Below are 19,197 nucleotides of genomic sequence, written 5' to 3' on the forward strand. Positions count from 1 at the left end.
ACTTTGTATAAAATGAAGAGGTTATTATGGAGTATATTTTAGAAGTTTTACCGAGATTGTTGAGTGGTGCAAGCGTGACAATTCAAGTATTCTGCATGGTTTTGGTACTTTCCTTACCATTGGGAGCAGTTGTTGCTTTCTTGATGCGGATTCATTTTCCCCCCCTACACTGGCTACTCAATATTTATGTTTTGATTATGCGTGGGACCCCTTTACTTTTGCAGTTGATTTTCATTTACTATGTTCTGCCAACTGTGGGAGTGACCTTTGACCGTATGCCAGCAGTGATCATTGCTTTTACCCTCAACTACGCGGCTTATTTCTCAGAGATTTTCCGCGGGGGAATTGAGGCTATTCCAGCTGGTCAGTATGAAGCGGCGAAAGTCTTGAAGTTTAGCCATTTACAGACAATTCGTTACATCATCTTGCCACAGGTTATCAAGGTTGTCTTACCAAGTGTTTTCAATGAAGTGATTACTCTTGTCAAAGATACTTCCTTGGTTTATATCCTAGGTGTGGGTGACTTGCTGCAGGCAAGTAAGACAGCTGCCAATCGCGATGCTAGTCTAGCACCTATGTTTATCGCAGGAGCTATTTATCTGATTATGATTGGGATTGCAACTTTGGGCTCAAGATGGGTTGAGAAGAAATTTGACTATTATAAGTAGGAGGAAATATGTTAGAATTACGAAATCTTTCAAAAAAGTTTGGCAATAAGCAGATTTTCTCCCATTATGACTTGGTCATTCCAGAGGGAAATATCATTGCCATTGTTGGTCAATCTGGTGGAGGAAAGACGACTCTCCTTCGTATGTTGGCTGGTTTAGAAACCATTGATGAGGGGCAAATTCTTTACAATGGTGAGGAATTGTCACTGGATGAATTGGAAAAACGGAACTTGCTTGGTTTTGTCTTCCAAGATTTTCAACTCTTTCCACATTTGTCCGTGTTGGAAAATCTGACCTTGTCTCCTATTAAAACGATGGGGATGACGGTAGCAGAAGCGGAGAAAAAAGCCAAGACTCTGCTAGAAAAATTAGGTTTGGCCAATCATTCGACTGCTTATCCATTCTCCTTATCAGGCGGACAGAAACAGCGTGTTGCCTTGGCGCGTGCCATGATGATTGATCCAGAGATTATTGGATACGATGAGCCAACTTCAGCTTTGGATCCTGAATTGCGCAAGGAAGTAGAAAATCTTATCCTGAAAAATAAGGACACAGGGATTACCCAAATTGTTGTCACACATGATATGCAGTTTGCTGAAACGATTGCAGATCAAATCATCAAAATTGAACCCAAACACTAGGAGTTTGCTTATGAACATGAAAAAAATCTTATTAGGTGCTACGGTACTTATTGCGGGTATTGCCTTAGCAGCCTGCGGTTCTTCCAAATCAGCGAATACAAAAAAAGATAGCTGGGAAACTATCCAATCAGCTAAGAAGATCACCATTGGCTTTGATAATACTTTTGTTCCAATGGGCTATGAAGATAAGTCAGGTAAGAATGTTGGCTTTGATATTGATCTTGCAGAAGCAGTATTTGCTAAGTATGATATCAAGGTAAACTGGCAGCCAATCGACTGGGATTTGAAGGAAACCGAGTTAAATAACGGTAATATTGATCTTATCTGGAATGGTTATACAGCAACCGCTGAGCGGGAGAAGAAAGTTCTCTTCACTGATAATTACATGGCAAATGCGCAAGTATTGGTCACTAAAAAGTCTTCAGGCATTGATAAGGTGTCAGGTATGAAAGATAAGATTTTAGGTGCCCAAGCTGGTTCATCAGGCTATGCTGCTTTTGAAAATCAAACTGCGATTTTGAAAGACATTGTTAAAGACAATGATGCAACTCAGTATTCAACCTTTAATGAAGCTTTGATTGACCTGCAAAATGACCGTATTGATGGTCTTCTGATTGACCGTGTTTATGCAAACTATTATTTGAAAGAAGAAGGCATTCTTTTAGATTACAATGTAGCAGAAGCTGGTTATGAGAGTGAAGCTTTCGCAGTCGGTGCTCGTAAAGCAGACAAGACCTTGGTGAAAAACATCAACAAGGCTTTCAAAGAATTATATGCAGCTGGTGAGTTTCAAAAAATCTCTGACAAATGGTTTGGAGAAGACGTCGCTGCAGATGATATTAAGAAATAATAGGAAAGACTGGACTATGTCTGGTCTTTTTCTCATGCCATTTTATGACAAGATATTGTTTGGCACAAAAATTGTGACAAAGTTTGAGTGTTTTTGACAGAAAAAGCAAGCTATAATAGACTTATCAAAATGAGTGAGTTGTTACGGGCTCACTTGGGGAATTGAGTTCGCCCTAAACTCATTGGAAAAAAGATAAACCTTCCAAGTGTTGGCTGCACTGTGTCAGGTTTCCTATTTTTCCTTCGAGTTTTCACGGGCTCACATCTTATTATTTAGGAGGAGAGAAGACATGGGAAATGGTTCTTCTTGGAAAGTTCGGGTTCAAAAACTCGGAACGACATTATCAAACATGGTTATGCCTAATATTGGGGCATTCATTGCTTGGGGTGTGTTGACAGCGCTCTTCATCGAAACGGGTTGGTTGCCAAATGCACACTTTGCTGAAGCAGTTGGTCCAATGTTGACCTATGCTTTGCCACTCTTGATTGGTTATACTGGTGGTCACGCTGTTTACGGACAACGTGGTGCGGTTGTTGGTGCTATTGCAACATTTGGTGCGATCTCAGGTTCATCCGTTCCAATGTTTATCGGTGCGATGGTCATGGGACCACTTGGAGCATGGTGCATTAAGAAATTTGACGATGCTTTCCAATCAAAAATCCGTGCAGGTTTTGAAATGTTGGTCAATAACTTCTCAGCTGGTCTGATTGGTTTCGCTCTTCTCTTGATTGCTAACAAATTGGTTGGTCCAGTTGTGGCAACATTGACTGAAGCAATCGGTCATGGTGTACAATTCTTGGTTGATCTCCACCTCTTGCCTCTTGCAAATATCTTGATTGAACCAGCTAAAGTTCTTTTCTTGAACAACGCCCTCAACCACGGTATCTTCACACCGCTTGGTACTGAACAAGTATTAAACACTGGTAAATCAGTTCTCTTCCTTTTGGAAGCAAACCCTGGTCCAGGTCTTGGTATTCTTCTTGCCTTCGCAGTATTTGGTAAAGGTTCAGCAAAATCTTCTTCATGGGGTGCTATGATTATCCACTTCTTCGGTGGTATCCATGAAATCTACTTCCCATATGTGATGATGAAACCAGCTCTCTTCCTTGCAGCAATCGCCGGTGGTATTGCTGGTACATTTACAAACGTTGTTCTTGGTTCTGGTTTGTCAGGTCCAGCTTCACCAGGTTCAATCATCGCGATTGAATTGATGGCACCAAAAGGCGCATGGCCACACGTTAATGTCTTCCTTGGTGTGCTTGTCGCAGCAGTGGTATCATTCCTTGTAGCAGCAGTGATCTTGAAAGCAGACAAATCTGAAGGCGATGATTTGCAAAAAGCACAAGCAGCAACAAAAGCAGCTAAAGCAGCATCTAAAGGTCAAGCTCTTCCAGTTTCAGCAGAAATTTCAGCTGATGCAGTAAAACAAATCATCTTTGCATGTGATGCGGGTATGGGTAGCTCAGCAATGGGGGCATCTCTTCTTCGCAAAAAAGTACAAGAAGCAGGCCTTGATATTCCTGTTACAAATAAAGCTATCTCAACACTTGAAGATACAGATTTGACCTTGATTGTTACCCAAGAAGAATTGACTCCACGTGCACAACAACGCACTCCACGTGCCATTCACGTATCCGTTGATAATTTCTTAACTTCACCAAAATACGATGAAATCGTTGCAAAATTGGCAGATAAGGTACCAGTTGAAAAAAAGTCTGAAGCAGTAGGTGGAGCGACAGCAGAAGTAAGCCTGGTTGGCGTGGAAAAAGTTGTCTTTGCCTACGATAAAGCACAAGGTTCAGCAACGATGGGTAGTGAAACATTGAAAGCTATCTTCAAAAACAAAAATGTTGCGATCCCAGTTGAAACAGTAACCTACACTGACTTGGCTCAATTGAACAACTCATCTGTCTTGGTCGTTGTAACAACTGACAAAGAAGCAGATGTCAAAGCAATCGCTCCAGCAACTCGTATCCTTGCAGTTGACAGTCTTGTGACGACACCTGACTATGACAAGTTGGTAGCTACGCTCTAAGACTTAGCAAGCAAAATATAGTATAATGTAACTATGCTATTAACAAAACGTGAAGAACAATTATTGAAAGCTTTCCTAGAAGTGGGAAAGCTTTCGTTGAAAGAAATGGCTGAAATTTTGCAAGTTTCTAGTCGGACGGTTTATCGAACCTTGTCAGATTTGACAGTGACGTTGGCAACAGAAGACATTTTTATCGTCAAGGAAGGGAAAAAATACCATCTGTCTGGAAACTTGGATACTTTACAGCTGGCTTCATCTGTAGAAGAATTTTCAGCTAGTGAACGGCAGTTGCGGATTGCCTACACTCTTCTGACTAATCCTTATCCTATGACCAACGAGCAACTTCAGGATATTTTCCTAGTCTCCAATGTGACCATTATTCAAGACATGGCGACCTTGGAGAAACGCATGGGCGATTTTGAATTGCAATTGGTTCGTGGTAAGGGCTACAAGGTTGAAGGGGGAGTTGCTGCTCGCAGACGTTTTCTAGCAAATCTTCTGACAAATGCTATCTCGGTACATGATTTTTGGCATGATGAATTTCCAAATTTTGCAGTGCTCCATCCAGCAATTACCAAACAAATTCGACAGGTATTTGAAGAACATCAAGTAGCCTTGGGAGAGTTGGATGTCAAGTTAAAAGAATTTTTGATTATTCTCTTGGCTTTAGCAGACAATCAAGGAGATTTGCATTCACAGGTCAATGTCTCCAAAGATGCGCTAGATATTTCTCAGAAGTTGTTTGCAGATTTGGCAAAGACGACCAAACATTTCTATAATATTCAGGAAATTGTCTATTTTGCTAATATCTTGGATGAAGTGATTTTGAAGCGGCAGGAAGTACCACTTTTTCGGGAGAAATTTGATAGTGAGTTTTACTACAATGTTTCTCAGCTAGTGGATTCGGTTTCTCGCTTTACCAAGATTGACTTTATCAAGGATAAGATGCTCTTTAAGCTTTTGTTCAATCACTTGAAACTCAGTCTTGCGGTACCGCAACTTTTTCCAGAGCATTCTGCTTCAAATGTAGCCTATCTAGCAACTCAGAATAATCAATTTCTGCATAGCTTAGTCAGTCTGCTGATGAAGGATATTTTTCCGCCTTTTATTCAGAGTGAATACGAGTACGAGTTGGTGACCTTGCATTTTGCGGCCAGCTTGAGACGAAGCCCAGATATCTATCCGATTCGTCTGCTCTTATTGACAGATGAACGGCCCTTGACAACCAGTGTCTTGGTCTCAAAAATTAAAAATATTGCTCCCTTTGTGGAATTGATAGATGTGAAGAGTACGACCGACTTGTCACATTTGCAGTTAAAACAGTACGATTATTGCCTATCTACTAAGCCCATCTCGCAAGACGGCATTGCCTTGATTTCTACTTTTCCGAATACACAAGAGATTTTGGACTTGCAGGAAACTTTGCAACATATTCAGGGGCATCGAACGATTTCTGCGAGGGAAGATATTCGACCAGAAATTACCTATGATTTACAAGCCTATATTCAGTCATCAAGTCATTTATTGCAAGAATTTGACTTTGTAGAGGTTGACAATCATGGAGAATTTGCTGAGACGGTTCATCAAATTTTAGAGGGATTAGCCGTTGTGACGGATAGTGATTATTTGGCTAAGAAAATTTTAGCGCGATTTGAAACAAGCCCTTTGGCGATTCCGCATACGAATCTGGCACTTTTACATACCCAGTCGAGCAAGGTGGAGAAAAGTCAATTTATGGTGGTCGAACTTCGTCAACCTGTTCAAGCCTTGTCTATGAATTATCAGCAAGAAGAAGTCAAGCGGATTTTAGTCATGTTGACAACATTGGACGAAAGCCAAGAAACCCGTAATTTGATGACGGCGATTAGCCAGTCGATTATTGAAAATAAACTTTATACCGAAATTTATAGAGCGGGGAATCGTGATATCATTTATCACTTGCTCAATACGATCTTTACAGAGAACATCAAAAAATTGGAGAACTAACATGGAATTTCAAAAAGAACTTATCAAATTAAACCAGGCTTTTGCTACAAAGGAAGATGCCATTCGCTACTGTGGACAGCAGCTCTTTGAAGCAGGTCATGTCAACGAAGCCTACATCGGAGCCATGATTAAGCGTAATGAAGAGCTATCAGTTTATATGGGCAACTTTATCGCTATTCCTCATGGAACGGACGATGCCAAGAAAGAGGTCATCTCATCAGGCATTACCATTGTTCAAGTACCAGCTGGTGTTAACTTTGGTACAGAAGAAAATCCAAATGTTGCGACTCTTCTTTTTGGAATTGCTGGACTTGGTGATGATCATTTGGAAATTATCCAAAAAATTTCTATTTTCTGTGCAGATGTGGACAACGTCGTGAAATTGGCAGATGCCCAATCTACAGATGAAGTCATTGCATTGCTCAATAGTGTTGCCTAAGAAAGAAGGAAAAATATGAAAAAAGCAGTACACTTTGGTGCCGGAAATATCGGTCGTGGATTTATCGGAGAAATTCTTTTTGAAAATGGTTTTGAAATCGCCTTTGTAGATGTCAATGAGAAAATCATTGACGCCTTGAATGAGCGCGGTTCTTACGAAATTGAAATTGCCGAAGAAGGTCAACGTCATATCGCCGTTGCAGGTGTTCGTGGCATTAATAATGCTAAAAATCCAGAGGAAGTTGTTGCAGCCATTGCAGAAGCAGACTTGATTACAACAGCCATTGGTCCAAATATCTTGCCATTCATCGCTGGCTTGGTAGCGCAAGGCATTGAGGCTCGAAAAGCGACTGGAAACAACAATCCAATTGATGTCTTGGCCTGCGAAAATATGATTGGTGGCTCAGAATTCCTTTATGAAGAAGTGAAAAAACACTTGTCAGAAGAAGGTTTGGCTTTTGCTGAAGAATTTGTTGGTTTCCCAAATGCAGCAGTTGATCGCATTGTTCCAGCCCAATCACATGAAGATCCATTGTTTGTCGTCGTTGAGCCATTTAATGAATGGGTTGTTGAGACTAGCCGTATGAAAAATGAAGCGCTACAACTCAAGGGTGTACACTATGAAACAGACTTGGAACCATTTATCGAGCGCAAGCTTTTCTCAGTCAACTCAGGACATGCGACTTCAGCCTACACAGGTGCTTACTATGGTGCGAAAACCATTCTTGAAGCCCTCCAAAATGTAACCGTTAAAAATAATGTTGAAGCTGTTCTGGCTGAAATCCGTAGCCTGCTTATCGCGAAATGGAACTTTGATGAAGCTGCCTTGGTGGAATACCACAAGGTGATCATCAGCCGTTTTGAAAATCCATTTATCGTGGATGATGTGACACGTGTTGCCCGTACTCCAATCCGTAAACTTGGCTTTGATGAGCGGTTTATTCGCCCAATTCGTGAATTGAAAGAACGTGGTCTTGGATATGCCAACCTTCTCAATACGGTAGCCTATGTTTTCCAATACCGTGATGAAACAGATGAACAGTCTGCAAAATTACAAGCACTTTTGGATGAAAAACCATTAGAAGAAGTGGTTAAAGAAGTGACAGGTTTGACAGATCAAGCCCTTATCGCAGAAATTAAGGTCATGGTGGAAGCAGTATAGAAGAAACGGGAGGAGTCTATTGGACTCTTTTCCGTTTTAATGTGGAAAAAATTGGTTTTAGGATGCATTTACAGATTGGTTTGAATAGGGTATGATAGAGTTAGAAATTGCCCAATAGAAAGGATGATATCATGCCACAATTAGGTTTTTCTCTTTATCCAGAAGGATATCAATTTGATGAATTGAAGGCTTATATTGATCTACTCAAGTCCTATAACAGTAAGCGCGTTTTCATTAGTCTGCTGCAATTATTGGACGCAGAAGAGACGATTTTTGACCTCTATCGCTGGGTCGTGGCTTACTGTAAGGAAATCGGTCTGGAGGTGTTTGCGGATTTGAATCCAAAATTGATTAAGCATTTAGGATGGCAAGATCATCTCTTAGAGTCGGCGGAATCCTTTGGGCTTGCCGGAATTCGCCTTGATGAAACAGATGAAGACCAAACATACTTGGTCAATTTGACACGTCAATCATCCCCTATCAAGATTGAAGTAAATATGAGCGGAGAGACAAGTCTAATCAAGGATTTGGTAGCAGCTGGAGCTGACTTATCCAAAGTAACAGCATGCCATAATTTCTACCCTCATGAATTTACAGGACTTTCAAAAGACTATTTTTTGAAAGTTAGTCAAGTCTATCGTGAACTTGGAGTGGAAACAGCAGCTTTTATCAATGCACAGTCTGCAGATATTGGACCATGGCCCCTGTCAGAAGGATTGTGTACTCTGGAAGAACATCGTCATCTGAGTCTGAACGCTCAATATAAATGGCTGGCAGCAACCGGACTTATAGATCATATTATCATTGCCAATCAATTTGTATCTCAGGAAGAGCTAGCTAGTCTTAGGCAGCAACCATCTATTGAATTTGATATAAAGATTAATAGGGAAATTAGTTCCATCGAAAAAGAAATTATTCAGGAATCTCACAATTATCGTGGAGATATTTCAGAATACGTCGTTCGTTCTACAGGGCATCGTGGCAAATATAGTCAGAAAAAAATACCTCCTATTCAGCAAAAGAAGTGTGTGAAACGTGGACATATTTTGATTGATAACCAACTCTACACCCGCTATTGCGGAGAGTTACAGATTGCTTTGTGTGATTTCACGGTTAGTGAGAAGGTCAATATTGTTGGTCATATTATCGAGGAGGACTATCCTTTATTGGATTTATTACAGCCATGGCAAGATTTCATATTGCACATAGTGTGATAGTGACAGGCATCTTAAGAGATGCCTGTTTTTCAGTTTTTTTCCGCCTTAGTTTGGAAAAAGTTAGTCTTTGTAAACCTTTACATTACAGGAAGAATGCTATATAGTTAATATACAAATTATTTGAGTGAAATAGGAGGATACTATGATTCATTTCCCTGAAAACTTCCTCTGGGGTTCTTCGACTTCTGGCCCTCAGAGTGAAGGACGTCTAGCAGGGGACAAGAAAGGTGATAATACTTGGGATTATTGGTTTTCTATTGCACCTGAAAAGTTCCATAATCAAGTCGGACCAAAGGATACTTCCACTTTCTATACCAACTTTGAAAAAGACTTGGACTTGCTGGTCCAAACAGGGCATACAGCCTTTCGGACTTCAATCCAGTGGTCTAGGCTCATTCCTGATGGTGATGGGGAGGTCAATCCACTAGCTGTTGATTTTTATCGGAAAGTTTTTCAAGGTGTCAAGGACCGAGGTATTGAGCTCCTCGTCAATCTCTATCACTTTGATCTCCCCATGGTTCTAGAAGAACAAGGTGGCTGGGTCAAGCGAGAAACGGTTCTTGCCTATGAACGCTATGCCCAGCTCTGTTTTGAATTGTTTGACGATCTAGTGGACCGGTGGATTACCTTTAACGAGCCCATCGTTCCTGTAGAGTGTGGCTATTTCTATCAATACCATTATCCTGCTGTCATTGATGCCGAGGCTGGGGTACAGGTGGCCTACCATACACAGTTAGCTTCGAGTCTTGCTGTCAAGGCTTGTCACCAAGTAAATCCTGAAAAGAAGATAGGGATTGTCCTCAATCTGACCCCTGCCTACCCCCGTAGTCAACACCCTGCAGATGTTAAGGCTGCAAGGATTGCAGAACTCTTCCAAGCCAAGTCTTTCCTAGATCCATCTGTTAAGGGAAGCTATCCGGAAGAACTTGTGGAGATCCTTCAAAAGCATGATTTGTTACCTGATTATGAGGAAGGGGATTTACAACTCATAAAGGAACATACAGTTGATTACTTGGGTGTCAATTATTACCAACCATTGCGAGTAGCTGCACCGAAATTTCAAGCTCATCCAGAGTCACCATTTTTCCCAGAATATTACTATGATCATTATGAAATGCCTGGTCGCAAGATGAATCCACACCGTGGCTGGGAGATTTATGAGCGGGGTGTCCATGACATTGCCAAGAACATCCAAAGAGACTATGGCAACATCGAGTGGATTTTAACCGAGAATGGGATGGGAGTTGAAGGCGAAGAGAAGTTCCGTCAGGATGGCTTTATCCAAGACGATTATCGCATTGACTTCGTGAAAGGGCACCTGAAAGAGTTGCACAAGGCTATTCAGGAGGGAGCGAATTGTAAGGGCTACCTGATTTGGACCTTTATCGATTGCTGGTCCTGGCTCAATTCTTACAAGAATCGCTACGGACTCATTGAACTTGATCTAGATACACAAGAGAGAATCATCAAAAAATCAGGCTATTGGTTTAAGAAATTAAGTCAAGAAAATGGGTTTTAGATGAGTTGGGTGAACGATGCTTTCAAATAAAGAGTGGAAACTGCTACAGGAGTTGTACGAACACCAATCAATTTATCAAACTAGTCGAGAGTTGGCTGAAAAATTAGCTTTGTCAGATAGAACTGTTCGAAAATATTTGAATCAAATGACTCAAGAAATTCAAGATCATGGTGCTGTGATTGAGATGAAATATGGTCATGGTTACAAGTTAATTATTGAAAACCATTCCATATTTTTAGAGATGTTTGAACAGTTGCATATCAGCAAGGAAGAGTTAATAGATGTACAGGTTTTAGAAGAGAATACGGATCGTGAACACTATCTCTTACAACAGCTGTTCTTCAAGGAAATAGAGATTGATACCAAGAGTGTCATGTCAGAACTCCATATCAGTCGGACAACCGTATCCACTATATTAGCGAGGATACGACAGCGATTAAAACCATATGATTTGGAACTGAGGAAGACCGCTAGAGGAACTTATCAAGTTGATGGGAGAGAGCAGTATAAACGACGCTTCATCGTTGATTATTTTCTAACATCAAACTTCAAGCATCCACTGCTGACAAATATTAAGTCGCAAAGTTTCTTAAGTGATTTGGATTTATCGCAGATTGCTCATTTGATATTAGAAGCTTGCAAGGAAGGGCAGTTGCTTATTTCGGATTACGTCCTGACCAATCTACTGATCCACATTGCCCTAACCATTCATCGGATCAGGATAGGGCATATGATCGCAGACTATCCAATCGAGCAAACAGAACAGATGCAGCTTGCTTATCGTGTGGCAGAAAGAATCATCCAAGATTTAACACAGATTTTGAAACTGGAATTTCCTAAGGGGGAGACTAGCAATATCGCTCTGCATCTTTTAACAAAGGCTAAATCTCAACATCAGCTTGAGCAGGTTCTGCCAAGGGAATCTGAAGAGGAGCTAAGCGAGATTTTAGGAGTGCTTGATAGCGAGATGGGCAGTCATTTTAAAGATGACCAGGGTTTGACAAATAGTCTCTTAACCCATCTGAATCCTATGCTGTTACGCTTAAAATATCATATTCGAATGGAGAATCCACTTCGGGAAGAAATTATGGAATCTTATCCAGAATTTTTTGAACTGACAAAAAGGCATTTTCAAAATTGGATTTATCTAAAAGAATTTCAGGTATCGGATGATGAATGGGCCTATCTTGCTTTGCATCTAATTGCAGCCTTTGAGCGAGAAAATACAGTGGAAGTTGTGAATGTTTTGGTGGTTTGTGCAACTGGATTTGGTAGCGCACAGGTACTTAAGAATCGCATTCAGAATCAATTTTCTAATCGCCTAAACATTCTGGCCTGCATCTCCTATCATGAGTTGTCCGATGCTAGCTTAGCAGGAGTGGATTTGATTATTTCCTCCATTGACTTAGGAGAGATTCTTTTTCAGGTCCCCACAGTCATGGTTAGCGTCTTCTTAAACAAGGCAGATATTGATACCATTAATCAAAGCCTACAGATGCTCAGTCATCGGGGGCATGTTATATCCAATCAATTTGATTCAGACACAGATTGGGTGGATAGTTTTGAGACCTGCTTTAGTCCAGATAAGTTCCTTTTGATAGAAGGTCCAGTCACAAAAAAAGCAGTACTAGAACAAATGATTTCTTGCCTTGATGAAGTCCAAAATCCTGATTTTGCTAAGGAATTTTATCGAGCTATTGAGGAAAGAGAAACGCTTAGTTCAACTGCATTTAGTGATTTAATGGCTTTTCCTCACCTTGTTACTTCTCTTGGTATTAAAGAGGAAATCGTGATAGCTATATTAGGAGAAGGAGTTGAGTGGGATACTTCGCATCCAAATGTTCGTATCCTATGTTTACTCTCACCATCACGGTTTGAAAATCCTCATTTGAAGATCATGACATCCCAATTGGCTCAGCTTGCCAATCAAATTGAATTGCAGGAAGAACTTCTTTCGCAACCAACTTTTCATCATTTTAGAAAGATATTAAAAACAATATAAAGGAGAATAGTATGAAAACTATTATGTTAGTCTGTAACGCTGGAATGTCAACCAGTATGTTGGTGACAAAAATGCAAACTGCTGCAGCTGAAATTGGTGAAGAGGTCGATATCTTTGCTGTTCCTGTCTCAGAAGCAGACCACGAATTAGCTGACAAAAGAATTGATGTCGTCCTACTTGGTCCGCAAGTTAAATTCCTACTCAATGAATTTAAAGAAAAATGTGAGCCCGCTATTAAGGTAGATGCCATCAATATGATGGATTACGGGGTGATGAATGGAAAAAATGTTCTTAACACTGCCCTTTCTATGCTAAACGGGTAGGTGATTGTTATGGAAGCAGAACTTCTTGAAACCATTATGGGCTTAATTATGTATGGTGGTGATGCAAAAGGAAAAGCAGTCGAAGCCATTGCAGCGGCTAAGAAGTTTAATTTTGAGGTGGCCGAAGCTAAGTTAAAAGAAGCTAACCTATCTCTCAGCCATGCCCATAAATCACAAACAGCTCTCTTAACCCAAGAAGCAGGTGGAGACAGCATCAATATTAGTCTCTTAATGGTACATGGACAGGATCACTTGATGAATGCTATTACCTTTATTGATATGGCTAAAGAAGTAATTGATGTCTATCGTCAACTAGATACGATGAGGGCTTAAGATGCAAGTTTCAAAAATCTATCCTACTAGAGCAAAGCCTGTCTTTGATTTACTGACCAAACTTTTCATCGAAGATTATGAAACTAGTACAGGACAGTCTATCTCAGCTGATGAGATTGTTTCAGGTCTGACTTATATCAAAAAAATAGGGCAGCAGGGAAGCGTCAATTTGCAGGTATTGGAGTTTCAACCACCTGAAAGTTATCGAGTTGAGATTTCTTCCAGTAGAGGAAAGCAAATGCTTCACTATCTTTTAGAAGAAATTGATTCAGAGCAGGTTAAAATCACTTATAGTGAGTTGAATGAGTCTCCAAGCTTCTTTAATTCTTGGAATTACAAACTCTTGAAACCCTTTTTCAAGAAAAAATTGGAAACGCGGATGGTTTTACAAATCGACAAGCTAGTCGAATTTTCACAATCGTCATTTATGAAAAAATAAAAGGAGGATGCTACGATGTCATTTAAAGACACTGTAACAGAGAAATTTATGTGGTTTGCTGGTAAAGTCGGCAACCAAAAACATTTAGTAGCGGTGCGGGATTCCTTTATCGCTATGATGCCTTTGACGATGGCGGGTTCAATCGCTGTATTGCTCAATGTGTTCTTTAGGGATATCCCCAATAATATGGGCTGGACTGGTTTCGCCAAAGCCATGGCCCCTCTTATTGAAATCAATGGGTATGTCTATTTTGGTACCATTGCTATTTCTGCCCTAGTCTTTGCCTTTTCAATTGGTTACAACCTTTCACAAACCTACAAGGTTAATCCTATCGCGGGTGGATTGGTTTCATTTGCATCATTTGTATCTATCATTCCACAAACTGTTAAGATTTCAATTTCCTTGGCTGGAGCGGATGCGAATCTTCTTAAGACTTTAGCCGATCTCGGCATGGTAGTAACAGGGTCCGGTAGCAAAGCTGTCCTTGAGACCAGTACATGGGGAGCAATCACGACAGCTTACGCTGGTGCAACCGGTCTCTTTACTGCCTTGATTATTGGTTTTGTTTCATCAATGATTTACTGTAAATTGATGAATAAAAATGTTACTATCAAAATGCCAGATTCCGTACCACCAGCAGTTAGCAAAGCCTTTGCAGCTATTATTCCGGGAACTTTAGCAATCTATGCCTCTTCTGTTCTTGGATATCTAGCGTTTGCTGCAACGGGTTCATCATTGACAGATTTGATTTCAGCCTATATTCAAAAACCGCTTCTTGGTTTGTCCCAAGGTCTGTTTAGTGTAGTATTACTATCATTCTTGGTACAACTTTTCTGGTTCTTTGGATTGCACGGTCACAACGTTTTAGCACCGATTATGGATGGTATCTATCAACCTGCATTGCTAGAAAATACCAGTGTTTGGGAAGCGACTCATGATATTAGCAAATTACCATGGTTGTGGACACGTGGTTCCTTTGATGCCTATGCACAAATGGGTGGTTCAGGTGTTACCATCGCCTTGATCATCGCAATATTCTTATTCTCTAAGAGAGATGACTATAAGACAGTGGCTAAATTATCAGCTCCAATGGGAATCTTCAATATTAATGAACCAATAACTTTTGGTATCCCAATGGTATTGAATCCTCTCTTTGTGATTCCATGGTTGATTGTTCCGCCAATCTGTGCAGCTATTGCCTACCTAGCAACACAAGCAGGGCTTATTCCACCAGTATATCTAGCAGTACCATGGATCACACCTCCGGGACTATATGCCTTCCTTGCAACTGGTAACAACCTAATGGCTGGTCTAGTTTCACTCTTTAATGTATTTGTAGCATTCTTGATTTGGACACCATTTGTTATCTCTGCTAATAAGGTAAAATCTCCAACAGAATAGGAGCTTAGATTCATGAATAAAGGTAAGGGTGGAGAGTGGTCTCTCTTCTTGATTGTACTTGGTTTACTTTTTGTTATGTTAGCACCGAGCTTGCAATATCCTTATCTCAATATGATTGGAGGGTTAGGAACAGCAGGTTTCGGGCTAGTCCAACTCTTAAGGAATAGATAAGTAAAAAACTCTAGTCGTATTTCGACTAGAGTTTTTTACTAACCTGATGGAAAACGACTTGCCAGACTTCCTTGCGTCGCCAGAGGGAGGTGTGGACGCGATTGTCTAGTTCGAAGGTGACTAATTTTGATTTTTGGCTGATAGACGTCATCTGATAGTTGTGCATCTGACCTTGTGGGACTTGCTGAATAGTTAAAAATTGACTTTTACCCAGATACTGTCCATCTGAACTGATAAATGTATACTCATCGGCAAAGAAATCTTCATAGCCATTTTCTTGAGCTAGGATTTGTCCTTCAAAGCGATAGAGCTTGTCGTAGATGTGTTCGTACATTTCATCATGCGGAATTTCAGAAGGTTCCACATGGATATCCACATCGAAAACGCCGTATTTGAGTTTGAGTAGTTCTTCTACATGCTCCGTAATTTCGTGGCTTTCGTAGACGGAGAGATCAGGATTCATCTCAAGGACAATATCCAGATAGATGTTTGCCCCATAGGTACGCCCGCGTTGGGACTTGATAGAAACAATTTTTGGCAATTTGAGAATATCAGCCTCGTATTGGTGGAGCAGATTTTCATCGAAGCCATCAGATAAAGTGAAGAAACTCTCCATAAAAATATCGTAGGCTGTTTTTAAAATGAAGAAAGTGATAATGATGGCTGCAATTTTATCAATAATGGTCCAGCCCATGGCTGCTGCAAAAACAGCAACCGATGTTCCGATAGAAGTCACGGCATCAGAAAGATTATCCTTAGCAGCCGCTTCTAGGGCTCGTGAACGAGATTTTTTGGCCAGTCGTCTGTTGTACTCGTAGACCCCCAGCATGATGACAGCAGAAGCGATTCCCACGATGGCACCCATTCTATCAATTTCAACAATTTGGTTGTTGAGGATTTTTTGAATGGTGCTGGCTAATACTTGAAAACCTACGACAAACATGATAAATGAAGTGATCAGACTTGCCAGATCTTCCATTTTCCAGTGTCCAAAACGGTGATCAGTGTCAGCGGGTTTTTGTGCCATGCGTAAGCCTAAGAGCACGGCGACATTCCCGATAATATCTGAGATGTTATTGAAGGCATCAGCGGTTAGTGCGTCGGAGTGAAAGATGTTACCTGCTGCCAGCTTGAAGCCAGACAAGAGGACATAGGCCGCAATAGAGAGGATAGCTCCTTTTTCAGCCACTTTTAAATTTTTTGTTTGATCGTGCATACTCTCTCCTTTGTATCCATTCATTCTAGCAAAAATAGGAACTTTTTTCAAAGAAAGGAAATAATGAGTATAGGAAAAGAGGGCGAGCCAGGAAGAATATAGAAGACTGGCTCACTCTCTTTTAAAATGGAGCAATGTTAACGATGGAATCGCTGGCTTTTAAGTCTAACCAAGCTGTTTTACTTGTTTGAGCTGTATTTTGACTTGGATAATGGATCATTGAGTCATTCTGGTTAATCTGGCATTCTAATTGGTCAAAATTTGTTAGAAGTAGATTTACTTGGCTATCTTCACAATGAAGGTCGATTTCTCCCTTAAATTGACCATTCTGTAAATTACACCGACTCTCAGTCAGAGTGATTCTGCCAGCAGAGAGGGAACTTTCTTCAAGTTGTAGATTACTATCTTCTGAATGAATTGTGAACTGTTCAAAGCCGGTTTCTTTTGCTGAAAGATTACTGTCTTCCATTTTTAAGTCAAGTTTCAGAAGACTACTTTCTGCTAGACTGATATTGCTATCTTCTAGTTGGAGGAGAGCTGACGCAATGCTTGTTTGCTTGAGAGTAAGATTGCTGTCCTCCATGTTAGCAGCAAGCTTTTGGAGGTTGAGCTTAAGAAGAGTGATATTGGAATCTTTGAGATGAAGCTTTAAAGTCTGTAATGTTTCAGATGGGATGAGAAGACGAGGGGACTGTTTATCTGAGCCAGAAAATGAGAGGAAGGACCGGTCGTGTTGGAGAGTGGAAATGGACAAACCTCCCTCAGACTGCTTGATAGTAAATGGTAGTGACTCCCTTTCATCTGTCCAGTAGACGATGCTAGCTTGTGGCTGATCTGTTGATTCGACAATTAAGTTGCATTCTTCACCAGAAATGGTCAAATTGTCAAATCGCTCCAACACTTGTTGTTTTTCAACCTTGTCTTGTTGAAAAGAAGTTCTAAATTTTTCAAGGAAAGATGACAGAAAATTCTCTTGGAAATTTGTTTGACTGTTTTCTTGAGAGGTGTTGCTATAGTTTTTAGTGAAATCTTTTTCGGTTTCAGAGTGAGTTTCTACACCTAGATTTTCCAGAATATCTTTAGCAGCTTCCTGTGGGCTACCCAGATTTTCGATGGCTTCAGCGTAATTTTGGCATTCGTCAAAATATTCGTTAAAATAGTCCAATACATCGGCTCTTTCCTGTGCTTCCAGTGGTTGGAGTAATTCTGCTAGAGTTGATAGGTATTCTTGTTTGTTCATTTGCGAAGGCTCCCTTCAATAATATTGTCTATAACGTTTTTGTAGTCTGTCCATTCTTGTTTCAGATAAGGCAGATGGGCTCGTCCATCAGCAGTAATGGTATAGTATTTGCGCTTGCGACCTTGAAATTCTTGGGTATAGGTCGTGACGTAGCCTGCTTTTTCCAATTTTTTCAAGATAGGATAGAGGGTAGATTCTTTGATGTCAGCAGCTAGCTTGATGGTTTGACTGATTTCATAGCCATAGGAATCCTGCTTTTCCACGATGGATAAGACCAGAAATTCAATCAAAATGGATGAAACGGGGTAATACATCTCTTCCTCCTTTATATATAATTATTTTATATATAAATAATATACCCATTGATGAGACTTGTCAAGAGAAATATGTAAAAAAATTATATATTATCTTTTTACCAGTAATTTGTGGTATAATTTGCTGAGAAAGAAGAGGTTGTATGGTGACAATATTATTGAAAGCCTTCGGTTTTATGCTGGTCATTGGCTTAGGATATTATCTAAAAATGGTGGGTATTGTCGAGAAGAAGGATGTTAAAATTTTCTCAACCATTGTTATGAATGTGACCCTTCCTTGTGCTCTCTTAGCGTCAGCTTCAGAAGTAAAATTATCCGGACTTTTGCTGATTCCATTATTACTCGGTTTCGCTAGTAATTTAATCATGGATGCTGTTGGCTACTGGGAGGCACGAAAAGGGAGCAGCGTAGAAAAAGGTTCTGCTATAGTGCAGATTTCGGGTTTTAACATTGGAACTTTTAGTTTGCCCTTTATTCAGGCATTTTTTCCAGCTTCTTATCTGAGTAGCGTACTTCTTTTTGATACTGGAAATGCTCTCATGGTCCTAGGAGGCAACTACACGCTGGCTGCCAGTCTCAACCATGAAAAAGAGCCCATGACTTTCAAGATGATTATTAAAAATCTTTTTTCATCTTTACCATTTAAGGTTTATCTGGTCACCCTGCTCTTAGCAGCAGTGCATATTTCTATTCCGCAAGGTATTTTAACAGTAACCAATATTGCAGGGAATGCCAATCCGTTTTTAGCCATGCTCATGCTGGGTATGATGGTAGATGTGCAGGTTAATAAAGAAGAAATGCACCGTTTGGCTAAACTCTCATTCACCCGTTTATCAATGGTTGTTCTTATGGGAATTTTGGTGTATTTCTTACTGCCATTGCCTCTGGAAATGCGCCAAATGTTGACTATTTGTATAGCTTCACCGATTTCAGTCATCGCCCCAGTCTATGTCATGCAGCTGGGAGGAGATTCGTCTGAGTCAGCCAATCTAAACTCGCTCAGTATTTTGTGTAGTCTGCTTGTCATGACTTTTTTGATTATTTTATTTGTGTAGTGTACAGAAAAAAGCCTGATTTCAGGCTTTTTCTATTATGGCTTCCAGCCAGTTTTTCTCGGAGAGAAAAATGAGAAAACCACCAGCTATGCTGGTGGCTGCCGAGGCTTCTAGCTTTCATTTATTTTTCCTAGTATAATCTAATTGTTCAGGTTAGATACAGAAAGGAAAAATAAATGGCTAAAAT

19 protein-coding genes are annotated in these 19,197 nt (G+C 40.3%); 16 read left to right on the top strand and 3 right to left on the bottom strand.

Annotated elements, in window-relative coordinates:
• Positions 1-26 precede the first annotated feature (26 nt).
• The 15 genes from ACHUFA_RS06125 (at position 27) to ACHUFA_RS06195 (ending at position 15,185) form a co-directional block, all read left to right on the top strand.
• A complete protein-coding gene (locus tag ACHUFA_RS06125; RefSeq protein ID WP_222348907.1) occupies positions 27-668 on the top strand; it encodes an amino acid ABC transporter permease in 642 nt (213 codons plus the stop codon).
• A gap of 8 nt (positions 669-676) precedes the next feature.
• Positions 677-1,309 carry an amino acid ABC transporter ATP-binding protein gene (locus ACHUFA_RS06130; protein WP_222348905.1) on the top strand — a complete coding sequence of 211 codons (633 nt, stop codon included), beginning with the start codon at positions 677-679 and terminating at the stop codon, positions 1,307-1,309.
• A 10-nt stretch (positions 1,310-1,319) separates the two neighbouring features.
• Positions 1,320-2,159: an amino acid ABC transporter substrate-binding protein gene (locus ACHUFA_RS06135; RefSeq protein WP_222348904.1), complete on the top strand. Its 840-nt coding sequence runs from the start codon at positions 1,320-1,322 to the stop codon at positions 2,157-2,159.
• Between the two features lie 289 nt (positions 2,160-2,448).
• Positions 2,449-4,194, top strand: coding sequence for a PTS mannitol transporter subunit IIBC (locus ACHUFA_RS06140; protein ID WP_394405201.1), 1,746 nt, complete (start codon positions 2,449-2,451; stop codon positions 4,192-4,194).
• Between the two features lie 33 nt (positions 4,195-4,227).
• Complete coding sequence (locus ACHUFA_RS06145) at positions 4,228-6,180, top strand: BglG family transcription antiterminator (protein WP_394405202.1); 1,953 nt, start codon at positions 4,228-4,230, stop codon at positions 6,178-6,180.
• Between the two features lies 1 nt (position 6,181).
• On the top strand, positions 6,182-6,619 hold the full coding sequence (locus ACHUFA_RS06150) for a PTS mannitol transporter subunit IIA (RefSeq protein WP_222348898.1): 438 nt from the start codon (positions 6,182-6,184) through the stop codon (positions 6,617-6,619).
• 15 nt (positions 6,620-6,634) lie between these two features.
• Positions 6,635-7,780, top strand: coding sequence for a mannitol-1-phosphate 5-dehydrogenase (locus ACHUFA_RS06155; protein WP_222348896.1), 1,146 nt, complete (start codon positions 6,635-6,637; stop codon positions 7,778-7,780).
• A 131-nt stretch (positions 7,781-7,911) separates the two neighbouring features.
• Complete coding sequence (locus ACHUFA_RS06160) at positions 7,912-8,994, top strand: DUF871 domain-containing protein (RefSeq protein WP_222348894.1); 1,083 nt, start codon at positions 7,912-7,914, stop codon at positions 8,992-8,994.
• Between the two features lie 145 nt (positions 8,995-9,139).
• On the top strand, positions 9,140-10,516 hold the full coding sequence (locus tag ACHUFA_RS06165) for a glycoside hydrolase family 1 protein (protein WP_394405203.1): 1,377 nt from the start codon (positions 9,140-9,142) through the stop codon (positions 10,514-10,516).
• 16 nt (positions 10,517-10,532) lie between these two features.
• Positions 10,533-12,518 (top strand): BglG family transcription antiterminator, encoded by a 1,986-nt coding sequence (locus tag ACHUFA_RS06170; RefSeq protein ID WP_394405204.1) that lies wholly within the window; start codon positions 10,533-10,535, stop codon positions 12,516-12,518.
• An 11-nt stretch (positions 12,519-12,529) separates the two neighbouring features.
• Positions 12,530-12,841 (top strand): PTS sugar transporter subunit IIB, encoded by a 312-nt coding sequence (locus tag ACHUFA_RS06175; RefSeq protein ID WP_222348890.1) that lies wholly within the window; start codon positions 12,530-12,532, stop codon positions 12,839-12,841.
• A gap of 9 nt (positions 12,842-12,850) precedes the next feature.
• Positions 12,851-13,174 (top strand): PTS lactose/cellobiose transporter subunit IIA, encoded by a 324-nt coding sequence (locus ACHUFA_RS06180; RefSeq protein ID WP_394405205.1) that lies wholly within the window; start codon positions 12,851-12,853, stop codon positions 13,172-13,174.
• A 1-nt stretch (position 13,175) separates the two neighbouring features.
• A complete protein-coding gene (locus ACHUFA_RS06185) occupies positions 13,176-13,613 on the top strand; it encodes a DUF3284 domain-containing protein (RefSeq protein ID WP_394405206.1) in 438 nt (145 codons plus the stop codon).
• A gap of 15 nt (positions 13,614-13,628) precedes the next feature.
• Entirely contained in the window at positions 13,629-15,014 is a 1,386-nt protein-coding gene (locus ACHUFA_RS06190; protein WP_394405207.1) for a PTS sugar transporter subunit IIC, read from the top strand.
• Positions 15,015-15,026: 12 nt separating this feature from the next.
• Positions 15,027-15,185 (top strand): hypothetical protein, encoded by a 159-nt coding sequence (locus ACHUFA_RS06195; protein ID WP_222348883.1) that lies wholly within the window; start codon positions 15,027-15,029, stop codon positions 15,183-15,185.
• Between the two features lie 25 nt (positions 15,186-15,210).
• Here ACHUFA_RS06195 and ACHUFA_RS06200 read toward each other — a convergent pair whose 3' ends face one another.
• The 3 genes from ACHUFA_RS06200 to ACHUFA_RS06210 all read right to left on the bottom strand — a co-directional run bounded on the left by ACHUFA_RS06200 (position 15,211) and on the right by ACHUFA_RS06210 (position 17,955).
• Positions 15,211-16,401 carry a cation diffusion facilitator family transporter gene (locus ACHUFA_RS06200; protein ID WP_394405208.1) on the bottom strand — a complete coding sequence of 397 codons (1,191 nt, stop codon included), beginning with the start codon at positions 16,399-16,401 and terminating at the stop codon, positions 15,211-15,213.
• 121 nt (positions 16,402-16,522) lie between these two features.
• Positions 16,523-17,641, bottom strand: a complete 1,119-nt coding sequence (locus ACHUFA_RS06205) for a DUF4097 family beta strand repeat-containing protein (RefSeq protein ID WP_394405209.1) — start codon at positions 17,639-17,641, stop codon at positions 16,523-16,525.
• Positions 17,638-17,955, bottom strand: a complete 318-nt coding sequence (locus tag ACHUFA_RS06210; RefSeq protein ID WP_394405210.1) for a PadR family transcriptional regulator — start codon at positions 17,953-17,955, stop codon at positions 17,638-17,640. Before ACHUFA_RS06210 ends, ACHUFA_RS06205 begins: the two co-directional genes overlap by 4 nt.
• A gap of 143 nt (positions 17,956-18,098) precedes the next feature.
• Between ACHUFA_RS06210 and ACHUFA_RS06215 the strand changes: the two genes are divergently transcribed.
• Entirely contained in the window at positions 18,099-19,010 is a 912-nt protein-coding gene (locus ACHUFA_RS06215) for an AEC family transporter (protein ID WP_394405211.1), read from the top strand.
• Positions 19,011-19,197: the final 187 nt, after the last annotated feature.

The organism is Streptococcus hepaticus (genome assembly GCF_043656315.1).
Classification (GTDB): domain Bacteria; phylum Bacillota; class Bacilli; order Lactobacillales; family Streptococcaceae; genus Streptococcus; species Streptococcus hepaticus.